Origin of the sequence: Escherichia fergusonii ATCC 35469 (assembly GCF_000026225.1) — a bacterium.
Lineage (GTDB): Bacteria > Pseudomonadota > Gammaproteobacteria > Enterobacterales > Enterobacteriaceae > Escherichia > Escherichia fergusonii.
On sequence record NC_011740.1, the window covers coordinates 3,469,294 to 3,482,640 of the forward strand.

Sequence of the window (13,347 nt, forward strand, 5' to 3'; positions counted from 1 at the left end):
CGATACAAAAAAGAATAAATGGGTACTGGTAACCCCACAGGAATGAATGAAGAGAAAGAATGATAGATAAATATTATATTTAGTGAGGATAATTTAACTCTAAAAAAACTGATTCGCAATCAATGGTTTTAAATTATAACCTATCCACTTGAAAAAAAAGAGAATTACATTCACCAGAGTAATTAAACCACGGCAACAACAATAATTAAAATGAATAATCTTCTCTTATTCATATAAAAATAATATCAAATCCTCTTGATTTAAATTAATTCTCACAATTAATTTTCAGAATACATTCACAATGCAAATTCAATGAAAATAATTATTCGTTTTACGTATTATACCAATACAAAAAAATGCCGTGTGTTCCATTAAAGATAATCTTTATGGAAACACCCGGCAGTGTCATTAGGTAATAATTACAATCTCACCGGATCGATATGCCAGATATGATCAGCGTACTCTTTGATAGTGCGGTCAGAAGAGAAATAACCCATATTAGCGATGTTCAGCATTGCTTTTGCAGTCCACTCTTCCTGGCGACCATACAGTTCGTCCACTTTATCCTGACAATCAACGTAACTGCGGTAATCAGCCAGTACCTGATAGTGATCACCAAAGTTAATCAGTGAATCCACCAAATCCCGGTAACGCCCCGGTTCTTCCGGGCTGAAAACACCGCTGCCAATTTGCGTCAGCACCTGATGCAGCTCTTCATCTTTCTCATAGTACTCACGCGGCTTATAGCCCTGACGACGCAGTTCTTCCACTTCTTCCGCAGTATTACCAAAGATAAAGATATTGTCAGCACCGACATGATCCAGCATCTCGACGTTCGCACCGTCCAGCGTACCGATAGTCAGCGCGCCGTTAAGTGCAAACTTCATATTACTGGTGCCGGAAGCTTCTGTGCCTGCCAGGGAAATTTGTTCTGACAGATCAGCCGCTGGAATGATCATCTGCGCCAGACTCACGCTGTAGTTCGGGATAAATACAACCTTCAGTTTGTCGCCAATCTGCGGATCGTTATTGATCACTTTCGCCACATCGTTGATCAGGTGAATGATGTGTTTTGCCATGTAATATGCTGAAGCAGCTTTCCCGGCAAAAATGTTCACACGCGGCACCCACTCTGCATCAGGATCAGCCTTAATGCGGTTGTAGCGGGTAATCACATGCAGCACATTCATCAATTGACGTTTGTACTCGTGGATACGTTTGATCTGCACATCAAACAACGCTTTCGGATTAACGACAACGTTGAGCTGTTGCGCGATAAAAATAGCCAGACGCTTTTTGTTTTCCAGCTTGGCATTGTGAATTGCCCGATTAACCAGCGGGAAATCGCAGTGCTGTTCAAGTTCGCTGAGCTGGCTTAGGTCGGTACGCCAGTTACGACCAATATTTTCGTCCAGCACTTTGGAAAGCGACGGGTTAGCCACAGCCAGCCAGCGACGCGGCGTTACGCCGTTCGTCACGTTGGTAAAGCGCCCAGGGAAAATCGTCGCGAAATCCGCAAATAGCGATTGCACCATCAGGTTTGAGTGCAGCTCGGACACACCGTTGACTTTATGGCTAACCACAACCGCCAGCCACGCCATCCGCACACGTCGGCCGTTCGATTCATCAATGATCGACGCACGCCCCAGCAGACCGGTATCGTTCGGATACTGCTCCTGCACGGTTTTCAGGAAGTAGTCGTTGATCTCAAAGATGATCTGCAAATGACGCGGCAGGATTTTACCCAGCATATCTACCGGCCAGGTTTCCAGCGCTTCACTCATCAGCGTGTGGTTGGTATAGGAGAAGACCTGACAACACACTTCAAACGCGTCATCCCAGCTAAACTTATGCTCATCAATCAACAGGCGCATAAGCTCTGGGATCGACAACACCGGGTGGGTATCGTTGAGGTGAATGGCGATTTTATCCGCCAGATTGTCGTAGGTTTTATGCAGCTGATAATGACGGCTTAGAATATCCTGCACGGTGGCGGAGACCAGGAAATACTCCTGGCGCAGGCGTAACTCACGACCTGAGTAGGTGGAATCATCCGGGTAAAGTACGCGGGAAACGTTCTCGGAGTGGTTTTTATCTTCCACTGCGGCAAAGTAGTCGCCCTGGTTGAATTTACCGAGGTTAATTTCACTACTGGCCTGAGCATTCCACAAACGCAAGGTATTGGTCGCGTCAGTGTCGTAGCCAGGGATAATCTGGTCGTAAGCAACTGCGAGGATCTCTTCGGTTTCAATCCAGCGAGTTTTCTTACCCTCCTGCTGGATACGCCCGCCAAAGCGAACTTTGTAACGGGTGTTGTGCCGTTTGAACTCCCACGGGTTGCCATATTCCAGCCAGTAGTCTGGAGACTCTTTCTGGCTGCCGTTGACGATGTTCTGCTTAAACATGCCGTAGTCGTAACGGATACCATAACCACGACCTGGCAGCCCTAAGGTTGCCAGTGAGTCAAGGAAACAGGCCGCCAGACGCCCCAGACCACCGTTGCCGAGGCCAGGGTCATTTTCTTCATCAATCAACTCTTCAAGATCTAAGCCCATTGCTTCCAGTGCGTTTTTAACATCGTCATAAATACCTAACGATAACAACGCATTGGACAGGGTTCGACCAATCAGAAACTCCATCGACAGGTAGTAAACCTGGCGAGTTTCCTGCGACAACTGCGCACGGTTAGAGCGCAACCAGCGCTCTACAAGGCGGTCGCGCACCGCAAACAGTGTCGCGTTAAGCCATTCATGTTTATTGGCAATGACAGGATCTTTGCCAATCGTAAACATCAGCTTATAGGCGATTGAATGCTTAAGAGCCTCAACGCTAAGTGTGGGCGATGCATAAGTAAATGGAGCATTCATATAGGTGATCCCTGGGATACTATTTCAAGCGATAGTAAAGCTCACGGTACGACTTCGCCGCGACATGCCAGCTGAAGTCCATTGACATCGCCTGACGTTGTACAAACCGCCAAAGAGAAGGTCGGGACCACAACACAAAGGCGCGTCGGATGGCACGAAGTAGTGACCAGGCATTGCTATCTTCAAATACAAACCCACTGGCGATGCCGTCCGCAAGGTTTTCCAGCGAACTATCAGACACCGTATCAGCAAGCCCACCAGTACGCCGCACCAGCGGTAACGTACCGTACTTCAATCCATAAAGTTGCGTTAAACCGCACGGCTCAAAACGGCTGGGCACCAGAATGACATCCGCGCCGCCCATAATGCGATGAGAAAACGCTTCGTGATAACCAATCTGTACACCTACCTGACCGGGATGTTCCGCTGCGGCTGCCAGGAACCCTTCCTGCAAAACGGGGTCGCCCGCGCCGAGAAGAGCGAGCTGTCCGCCTTGCTCAAGCAGGCCGGGTAATGCTTCCAGTACCAGATCCAAACCTTTCTGGCTGGTAAGGCGACTCACAACAGCAAAAAGCGGCGCTTTATCGTCAACCTTAAGCCCCATGGCGATCTGCAACTGACGTTTGTTCTCCGCTTTCTCTTCCAGTGTGTCACGGGTATAGCGTGATGCGAGCAATAAGTCTGTTTCAGGACTCCAGATTTTCTCATCAACACCATTCAACACCCCGGAAAGACGACCTTCCCGATGACGCTGCTGCAACAGACCTTCCATACCATATGCAAACTGAGGCTCGGTAATTTCACGCGCATAAGTCGGGCTAACCGCCGTAATGTGATCAGCGTAATACAGCCCTGATTTCAGGAATGAAATCTGACCGTTGAACTCCAGGCCGTTAATGTTAAAGAACGACCACGGCAACTGAATTTCATCCATATGATGGGCGTAAAACATCCCCTGATACGCCAGGTTATGTACGGTAAACACTGACTTCGCCGGGCGACCCCGCGCTGCCAGATAAGCAGGTGCCAGACCAGCATGCCAGTCGTGAGCGTGGACAACATCCGGACGCCAGAAAGGATCGAGTCCACAAGCCATTTCGCATCCTACCCACCCTAACAGAGCGAAACGGATGACGTTGTCAGTGTAAGCAAACAAGTTTGTGTCATGGTATGGGCTACCCGGACGATCATAGAGATGCGGGGCGTCGATCAGATAAATTCCGACCCCGTTGTAGTGGCCGAACAGCAACGTAATTGGCCCGGCGAACGTATCCCGACGGGTTACCACCTGCGCATCCGTAATACCACGACGAATGTCGGGGAAGGCAGGTAACAATACGCGCGCGTCCACGCCATCCTCGATTTGCACTGCAGGCAACGCACCGATGACATCCGCCAGACCGCCCGTTTTTAGCAACGGGAACATCTCAGAACAAACGTGTAAAACCTGCATTATCGCTCCTGTTTATGCCCTAACTTCCGCAGCATCTCACGGGTTACCAGCACGATGCCTTCCTCTGAACGGTAGAAACGACGTGCATCTTCCTCCGCATTCTCCCCAATCACCATCCCTTCCGGAATGACACAGGCACGGTCAATGACGCAGCGACGTAAACGACAAGAACGTCCTACCCATACTTCCGGCAGCAATACTGCCGAATCGATATTACAGAATGAATTTACACGGACTCTGGAGAAGAGAACGGATTGCACTACGACTGAACCGGAGATCACGCAGCCGCCGGAAACCAGCGAGTTAAGCGTCATACCATGGCTGCCTGAACGGTCCTGAACAAACTTCGCCGGAGGCAGAGATTCGTTATAAGTACGAATCGGCCAGTGCTGGTCATACATATCCAGTTCTGGCACAACAGATGCCAGGTCTAAGTTCGCTTTCCAGTAAGCTTCGAGCGTACCTACATCGCGCCAGTACGGTTCAGAATCAGGATCGGACTGTACGCAAGAGAGCGGGAATGGATGTGCATAAGCCATGCCAGCCTGGGTGATCTTCGGAATAATATCTTTACCGAAATCATGGCTGGAGTTTTCGTCGTTATCGTCTTCTTCCAACAGTTCATACAGGTAATCCGCGTCAAAGACGTAAATCCCCATACTGGCCAGCGAACGAGTTGGATCATTTGGCATTGAAGGTGGATTTGCTGGTTTTTCCACGAACTCAATAATTTTTTCGTCCTGGTCAACAGCCATTACACCAAATGCACTTGCTTCCTGAATAGGCACTGGCATACAAGCTACGGTGCAACGTGCACCTTTTTCGACGTGGTCGATCAGCATACGCGAGTAGTCTTGCTTGTAGATATGATCCCCGGCGAGGATTACCACGTACTCAGCTTTGTAACGACGAATAATATCCAGGTTCTGCGTAACCGCATCTGCCGTTCCGCGATACCAGTTTTCGCCTTTCATTCTTTGCTGAGCAGGCAGCAAATCGACGAACTCATTCATCTCTTCATTGAAGAATGACCAACCGCGTTGAATATGCTGCACCAACGTATGTGACTGGTATTGCGTAATCACGCCGATACGGCGAATACCGGAGTTAATACAGTTAGAGAGTGCAAAATCGATAATACGAAACTTTCCACCAAAGTGGACGGCAGGCTTTGCTCGCTTATTAGTTAAATCTTTCAGACGGGTTCCACGACCCCCTGCGAGAATGAGCGCAACAGATTTGATGGGCAGCTGGCGTGCCAACATCAGCGGATCATTTTTTTCTAGCCCAACCATAATTAACTCCTTTTTCTATGACTTTTGAAACACGCACAGCCCGTGCGCAGACCCATGCCAGACTTCCAAAACGACCGGATTATCCTCTCCGGCGAAAGGAGGAATAGCGCGCCATTCCCCCTCGGGCAGAACAATATCAACCAAATGTGGTGTAGCATTCAGTGCGATAAGCCAGCGGTCGGATAACATGATTTGCATACATGTCATACCATGTTGCCACTCTTCAACACTTAAAACCTGACCATCTTTATTTAACCAACGTACATTGCCATCATTCTCTTGCCACCACTGATTTCGTGTCAGTGCCGGAATTTGTTGCCGTAGATGAATCAATGCCGCTGTAAAATCGGTCAATCCATTGTTTGCCCGCTCCCAGTCCAGCCAGGTCAGCGCATTATCCTGACAATACGCGTTATTGTTTCCATGCTGGCTATGGCCATGTTCATCACCTGCCAGCAGCATTGGCGTTCCCTGTGAAAGCAAAAGCGTCGTTAACAGCGCGTGTACGCTGTCGCGTCGACGCTCAATCAGATCAAGTGATCCGCCTAATCCTTCTTTACCATGATTGTTACTATGGTTATTGTTGCTGCCGTCGCGATTTTCTTCTCCATTTGCTTCATTGTGTTTATTTGTGAAGCAGACACAGTCACGTAACGTGAAACCGTCATGCGCAGTGACCAAATTTATTGATGCGCCTGGCAAACGACCGTTACGATTAAATACGTCGCTGGAGCCAGCAAAACGCCCCGCAAAATCACCCAGTGACAAATTACGTTGCAACCAGAAACGCCGGGTTGCATCGCGGAAGTGATCATTCCACTCCGCAAACAACGGTGGGAAATTTCCCACCTGATATCCACCTTCGCCGATATCCCACGGTTCGGCGATAAGCTTCACCTGCGAAAGTACAGGGCAGTTCTGGATAGCAGTAAAAAGTGGTGCGTCCTGGCGAAACGCCGGAGTGCGCCCCATTACCGATGCCAAATCAAAACGAAAACCATCAACATGGCAGGTTTCAACCCAGTAACGCAGGCATTCGAGCGCATATTCCATCACGCCAGGATTACTCAGATTCAGCGTATTACCACAACCCGTCCAGTTGTGATAATCGCCATCCTCTTTGATCCAATAATAGCTACGGTTGTCAATTCCGCGCAGTGAGAACATCGGCCCGTCGAGATCCAGCTCTGCACTATGGTTGATGACGATATCGAGAATGACTTCGATTCCTGCTTTATGCAGCTCTTTAACGGCATCCCGGAACTCATCCAGCGCACTTTCTGGCGAACAGGCATACACCGGATGCAGCGCAAACATCGCCATCGGGTTATAGCCCCAATAGTTTGTCAATCCGAGTCGTTGCAGACGCGGTTCGCTGGCAAAATGGATAACAGGCATCAGCTCCAGCGCGGTAATCCCCAACCGTTTGAAATAGTTGATCATTACCGGATGGCCCAACGCTTTATACCGCCCACGGATCTCTGCCGGGATTTCCGGGTGCTGGTACGTTAAGCCTTTTACATGGGCTTCGTAGATGACCGTATTGCCCCACGGCGTGCGCGGCGGGGCGTCGTCTTCCCAGTTATAACTATCAGACACCACCACACATTTTGGTGCGATGGTGGCGTTATCCCGGCTATCTGGTGTTTCATAGCCCGCGTGGAATAGCGGGTTATCATGAAGATCACCTTCAACACGACGTGCGCAGGGATCAATCAACAGTTTCGCCGGGTTAAAGCGATGCCCTGCGGCAGGTTGCCACGGACCATGTACACGATAACCATAGCGCAAACCGGGTCTGGCATCTGCTAAATAGCCATGCCAGACATCTCCGCTGCGCCCCGGCAGGTCAAAACGTACCTCATTTCCCTGTGCATCAAAGACACACAGTTCTACGCGTTCGGCATGAGCAGAAAAGAGTGTAAAGTTAACGCCATGCCCGTCATACGTTGCACCATGAGGCGTCGCCTTGCCGGTTGTCAGTTGCGTCATTCCCCCTCCCGAACCAGCCAGACGGTAGCCAGCGGTGGCAGTGTGATGCTCAGAGAGTGCTGACGTCCGTGGCTGGCGATCTCATCGCTCTGTACCACGCCGCCGTTACCCGCATTACTACCGTGGTAGTGCATGGAATCGGTGTTCAAAATTTCACGCCATTTACCAGGTTGATTAATGCCAAAGCGATAATCATGACGCGGTACTGGCGTAAAGTTACTGGCAACTATGATTTCATTCCCGGCTTTGTCGCGGCGAACAAAGATCAGCACTGAGCGTTCTTTGTCATCTACCACCAGCCATTCAAAACCATATGGGTCAAAATCAAGCTCATGCAGTGCTTTGTGGTGACGATAAGTATGATTCAGGTCGCGCACCAGGCGCTGGACACCGTGATGCCAGTTGTCACCGCCTTCCAGAAGATGCCAGTCGAGGCTTGCGTCATGATTCCACTCACGCCCCTGAGCAAATTCATTCCCCATGAACAGCAGCTTCTTGCCCGGAAATGCCCACATCCAACCGTAATAAGCGCGCATGTTGGCAAATTTTTGCCATGCGTCGCCCGGCATCCGATCAAGAATCGATTTCTTACCGTGAACCACTTCATCGTGTGATAACGGCAGGACGAAGTTTTCAGTGTAGTTGTAGAGCATACCGAACGTCAGTTTATCGTGATGATATTGACGATAAACCGGGTCGAGCTTCATATAATCCAGGGTGTCGTGCATCCAGCCCAGATTCCACTTGTACCAGAAGCCGAGGCCGCCCATATCTTGTGGGCGAGAAACGCCTGGGAAGTCGGTAGACTCTTCCGCCATCGTCACCGCGCCCGATACTTGCTCACCGATAATACGGTTGGTGTTGCGAAGGAATTCAATCGCTTCGAGATTCTCGCGGCCACCAAACTCGTTCGGGATCCACTCGCCTTCTTTACGGCTGTAATCACGATAAATCATCGAAGCGACAGCATCGACTCGCAACGCATCGATACCAAAACGCTCGATCCAATACAGCGCGTTACCAACAAGGAAATTGCTGACTTCGCGACGACCATAGTTGTAGATCAGGGTATTCCAATCCTGATGGTAGCCTTCGCGCGGATCGCTATGTTCATACAGATTCGTGCCATCAAATTCGGCCAGGGCAAAGTCATCTGTCGGGAAGTGACCTGGCACCCAGTCGAGAATAACGTTCAAACCTGCTGCATGTGCGGCATCAATGAAATAGCGGAAATCATCGCGGGTGCCAAAGCGACGTGTCGGAGCATACAGGCCGGTTGGCTGGTAACCCCAACTGCCATCAAAGGGGTGTTCGTTAATTGGCAGCAGCTCAAGGTGAGTAAAGCCCATCCATTTAGCATATGGCACCAACTGGTCCGCCAGTTCGCGATAACTCAGCCAGAAATTGTTGTCGGTATGACGACGCCAGGAGCCAAGATGAACTTCATAAATAGAGATTGGTGCATCAAACTGATTCGCTTTTTTGCGCTCTTCGGTCTGTACGACCTTTTCAGGCAGCCCGCAAATAAGTGAAGCGGTTTCCGGGCGCATTTGCGCCTCAAAGGCATAAGGATCAGACTTCAGACGAAGATTGCCGTTAGCATCAATCATCTCGTACTTATAAAGCTGACCGTTATGGGCGCCAGGAATGAATAATTCCCAAATGCCGCTTTCTTTACGCAAACGCATCGGGTGACGGCGGCCATCCCAAAAGTTAAATTGCCCCACAACGGAGACACGACGAGCATTGGGTGCCCAAACGGAGAAGCGAGTTCCGGTCACGCCATCCATGGTATCTGCATGCGCGCCAAGTGTTTCATAAGGGCGCAAGTGAGTTCCTTCGGATAACAGCCAGGCATCCATCTCCTGAATAAGAGGACCAAAACGATAGGGATCATCGATCAGGTTTTGCTGTCCATGCCAGACAACAGCGAGTTGATAGCGGAAAAAATTTTTACGACGTGGTATTACACCACTGAAAAAACCACGAGAATCAAGACACTCAAGTTTAGCGAGTTTACGCCCCGTTTTTGGCTCGATAACCCAGACATCTGTGGCATCGGGCAATAGGGCGCGGACTTCCAACCCGGCGTTGGTTTTGTGCATTCCTAATACGGAAAAAGGATCCGCAAAATGACCTGCGATTAGCGCATTAATCACGTCTCTATCGATACGATCGGACATGGTTGTCTTCCTGTTTTATAGTGTCACCCCTTCCCACTGATTTTCGACATCAGGTAGTGACATTTTTGACCTGAACGGTGCAGCACTCTATGCATCCTCTCTGCGCCGTCCTACCTCCAGGCAATGCTGCAATACCTTCAGGTATTAAGCTGCCTTTCAAGAATAGCCAAACTTCTAAATGACTCCCGGTTTAATGCTTAACATCTGCGTCTACTCCTGTATTACGCAAAAAAAGGGGTGACCCGTCACCCCTGGAAAAGAAAGAAATTATTACGCCAGTTGACGAAGCATCCGACGTAATGGTTCTGCTGCGCCCCAAAGTAGCTGGTCACCAACCGTAAAGGCAGACAGGTACTCAGGCCCCATGTTCAGCTTACGCAGACGGCCAACCGGTGTAGTGAGTGTCCCGGTCACCGCTGCTGGCGTCAGTTCGCGCATGGTGATTTCACGATCGTTTGGCACCACTTTCGCCCACGGATTGTGTGCAGCCAGCAGTTCTTCCACGGTCGGGATTGACACATCTTTTTTCAGCTTGATAGTAAACGCCTGGCTATGACAGCGCAGAGCACCAACACGGACACACAAGCCATCCACCGGGATAGTGGAAGCGGTGTTCAAAATCTTGTTGGTTTCAGCCTGCCCTTTCCACTCTTCACGACTCTGACCGTTATCGAGTTGTTTGTCGATCCACGGAATCAGACTGCCCGCCAGCGGCACACCAAAGTTATCAACCGGCAGTTCACCACTGCGGGTTAAGGTCGTGACCTTGCGTTCAATCTCAAGAATTGCAGAAGATGGTGTTGCCAGCTCCTCAGACACATGACCATATAAGTGGCCCATCTGAGTCAGCAGTTCACGCATATGGCGCGCACCACCGCCAGACGCCGCCTGATAAGTGGCAACAGATACCCATTCCACCAGATCATTGGCAAATAATCCGCCCAGCGACATCAGCATCAGGCTAACGGTACAGTTACCGCCGACGAAAGTCCTGATGCCTTTATTCAGGCCTTCGGTAATGACATCCTGGTTAACAGGATCAAGGATGATGATGGCATCGTCTTTCATGCGCAGCGAAGAAGCTGCGTCAATCCAGTACCCCTGCCATCCGCTTTCGCGAAGCTTCGGATAAATTTCGTTGGTATAATCGCCGCCCTGACAGGTCACAATGATATCGAGCGCCTTTAGCGCTTCCAGATCAAAGGCATCCTGAAGAGTACCGGTCGTGGTGGAGCCGAACGTCGGCGCGGCCTGACCGAGTTGAGAAGTAGAAAAGAAAACAGGGCGAATGGCGTCGAAGTCGTTTTCTTCAATCATGCGCTGCATGAGAACGGAACCGACCATACCGCGCCAGCCGACAAAACCAACATTTTTCATAGCGTTTTTTTCCTGCTGAGATGTGTGCTGTATATATGTGCCGTAATCCTGGGCACATCCTTCACCATACAAAAAGCAGCCAAAGTCGCAAGTGAAATTAATCAATGATCGCTAAGCCATCAGTAATGCGACTAATCGTGCTTTGTTGGCACGCAGAAAGTCCGCGACAATTATCAGGGAATTTGAGTTATGAATGAAATCATTTCTGCAGCAGTTTTATTGATCTTGATTATGGATCCGCTCGGAAACCTACCTATTTTTATGTCCGTACTGAAACATACTGAGCCAAAAAGACGGCGGGCAATTATGGTCCGCGAGTTGCTTATTGCACTCTTATTGATGCTGGTGTTCCTGTTTGCGGGTGAGAAAATTCTGGCATTTCTGAACCTGCGGGCGGAAACCGTCTCCATTTCTGGCGGCATCATTTTGTTTCTGATCGCCATTAAGATGATTTTCCCCAGCGCTTCAGGAAATAGCAGCGGGCTTCCGGCAGGTGAAGAGCCGTTTATTGTGCCGCTGGCAATTCCGCTGGTCGCCGGGCCAACTATTCTCGCCACGCTGATGTTGTTGTCTCATCAGTACCCGAATCAGATGGGACATCTGGTGATTGCTCTGCTGCTGGCCTGGGGTGGCACCTTTGTTATCCTGCTGCAGTCTTCACTATTTTTACGTCTGCTGGGCGAGAAAGGAGTGAACGCACTTGAACGCCTGATGGGATTGATTCTGGTGATGATGGCAACCCAGATGTTCCTTGACGGCATTCGAATGTGGATGAAGGGGTAACGAGGAGAGTTTTTCGAAAAGAGCCCGGTAGCGTCACAACTACCGGGCGAACAAACTTAACTCAACAGCTGGAATGCAATCATCCCGACGATGGCACCAACAGTGCCGAGGATGGTTTCCATCATGGTCCAGGTTTTCAGCGTTTCGGCTTCGGTCGCGCCGGTAAATTTACCGAACAACCAGAAACCAGCGTCGTTAACGTGGCTGACAACAATCGAACCACCGGCGATACAAATCGACAGCGCCGCCATTTGCGCACCGGAGTAGTTCAGTTGTTCAATAACCGGCATCACCAGTCCCACCGCCGTTAAACAGGCAACGGTGGCAGAACCCTGAATGATACGCACCGCCGCAGCCAGCACAAAGCAGGTGATGGCAATCGGCAGGCCCATGCCGGTTAACGCTTCGCCCAGTGCCGGACCTACGCCAGAGTCAACCAGCACCTGTTTGAACACGCCGCCTGCACCAATCACCAGCAGAATGATCCCCGCCGGTTGCAGCGCGTGACCACAAATCTCCATCACTTTGTCTTTTGGCATACCCCGACGCATCGCCAGGCCATAAATTGCTACCAGACAAGCAACCAGAATCGCGGTAAACGGATGACCAATAAACTCGAACCATTCGTAAGCGGTAGAGCCTTCTGGCACAAAACGCGCGGCAATGGTTTTCAGCCCCACCAGCACCAGTGGCAACAGGATCAGCGACAGGCTGAATCCGAAGGACGGCATTTTGCCTTCGCCGAGATGCGGTTCGCTAATATCGTCAGGAATATGCAGCTCCACGTAGCGGCTGATGAAATTACCCCACAGCGGCCCGGCAATAATCATTCCCGGGATTGCCGCACACAGGCCAATCAGGATCATCCAGCCAAAGTCAGCATTCATCTGCGATGCCAGCAGCATTGGCGCTGGCCCCGGTAGTAAGAACGCCGCTGCTGCCGCCACGCCCGCGAATAACGGGATAACCAGCTTCACCAGGTTCGTGCCGGTATGGCGCGCCATTGAGAAAGCAACGCTAATCAGCAGGACAATCGCCACTTCAAAGAACAGTGGTAGCGCACAAACCAGGCCCGCAAGGCCAATGGCATAATGCGCGCGATTGTGACCGAAGGATTTGAGCATTTTGACGGCAATCTGATCGACCGCGCCGGTTTCATGTAAGATCTTGCCAAACATGGCTCCCAGGGCGACAACCACCGCCAGGAAGCCGAGGGTGCCTCCCATCCCTTTTTCCATTGTCGCTGCGATTTTATCGAGCGGCATACCGGAAAAAAGGCCAGCCCCCATAGACACCACCATCAAAGCCAGGAAAGCGTGCATACGCGCCTTCATGACTAAAAACAGCAGCAGTAAAACAGACCCTACTGCTGTTAAAACAAGCGTTAATGTAGTCAC

The 13,347-nt window shown here is 50.4% G+C and carries 8 protein-coding genes; 1 reads left to right on the plus strand and 7 read right to left on the minus strand.

Annotated features, from left to right (window positions below; all coding sequences use genetic code 11):
* Positions 1–419: 419 nt before the first annotated feature.
* From glgP to asd, 6 genes are all read right to left on the minus strand, one after another.
* Positions 420–2,867 carry a glycogen phosphorylase gene (gene glgP / locus EFER_RS17100; protein ID WP_000993433.1) on the minus strand — a complete coding sequence of 816 codons (2,448 nt, stop codon included), beginning with the start codon at positions 2,865–2,867 and terminating at the stop codon, positions 420–422.
* A gap of 19 nt (positions 2,868–2,886) precedes the next feature.
* Entirely contained in the window at positions 2,887–4,320 is a 1,434-nt protein-coding gene (gene glgA, locus EFER_RS17105; RefSeq protein WP_001197677.1) for a glycogen synthase GlgA, read from the minus strand.
* Positions 4,320–5,615, minus strand: coding sequence for a glucose-1-phosphate adenylyltransferase (glgC, locus tag EFER_RS24515; RefSeq protein ID WP_000232912.1), 1,296 nt, complete (start codon positions 5,613–5,615; stop codon positions 4,320–4,322). The genes glgA and glgC overlap by 1 nt, the downstream gene beginning before the upstream one ends.
* A 15-nt stretch (positions 5,616–5,630) precedes the next feature.
* Complete coding sequence (glgX, locus tag EFER_RS24520) at positions 5,631–7,607, minus strand: glycogen debranching protein GlgX (protein WP_000192867.1); 1,977 nt, start codon at positions 7,605–7,607, stop codon at positions 5,631–5,633.
* Positions 7,604–9,790 (minus strand): 1,4-alpha-glucan branching enzyme, encoded by a 2,187-nt coding sequence (gene glgB, locus EFER_RS17120; protein WP_001283694.1) that lies wholly within the window; start codon positions 9,788–9,790, stop codon positions 7,604–7,606. Before glgB ends, glgX begins: the two co-directional genes overlap by 4 nt.
* Positions 9,791–10,060: 270 nt before the next feature.
* Positions 10,061–11,167, minus strand: a complete 1,107-nt coding sequence (asd, locus tag EFER_RS17125) for an aspartate-semialdehyde dehydrogenase (RefSeq protein WP_000799974.1) — start codon at positions 11,165–11,167, stop codon at positions 10,061–10,063.
* 189 nt (positions 11,168–11,356) lie between these two features.
* Between asd and yhgN the strand changes: the two genes are divergently transcribed.
* Positions 11,357–11,950, plus strand: a complete 594-nt coding sequence (gene yhgN / locus EFER_RS17130) for an NAAT family transporter YhgN (protein ID WP_001002535.1) — start codon at positions 11,357–11,359, stop codon at positions 11,948–11,950.
* A gap of 56 nt (positions 11,951–12,006) precedes the next feature.
* On the opposite strand, the gene gntU is transcribed toward yhgN, so the two are convergent.
* Positions 12,007–13,347, minus strand: coding sequence for a gluconate transporter (gene gntU, locus EFER_RS17135; protein WP_000210092.1), 1,341 nt, complete (start codon positions 13,345–13,347; stop codon positions 12,007–12,009).

Bases quoted from the DNA above. Each gene is read 5' to 3' on its own strand.
- glgP (WP_000993433.1), bottom strand. From the start codon at position 2,867: ATGAATGCTCCATTTACTTATGCATCGCCCACACTTAGCGTTGAGGCT.
- glgA (WP_001197677.1), bottom strand. From the start codon at position 4,320: ATGCAGGTTTTACACGTTTGTTCTGAGATGTTCCCGTTGCTAAAAACG.
- glgC (WP_000232912.1), bottom strand. From the start codon at position 5,615: ATGGTTGGGCTAGAAAAAAATGATCCGCTGATGTTGGCACGCCAGCTG.
- glgX (WP_000192867.1), bottom strand. From the start codon at position 7,607: ATGACGCAACTGACAACCGGCAAGGCGACGCCTCATGGTGCAACGTAT.
- glgB (WP_001283694.1), bottom strand. From the start codon at position 9,790: ATGTCCGATCGTATCGATAGAGACGTGATTAATGCGCTAATCGCAGGT.
- asd (WP_000799974.1), bottom strand. From the start codon at position 11,167: ATGAAAAATGTTGGTTTTGTCGGCTGGCGCGGTATGGTCGGTTCCGTT.
- yhgN (WP_001002535.1), top strand. From the start codon at position 11,357: ATGAATGAAATCATTTCTGCAGCAGTTTTATTGATCTTGATTATGGAT.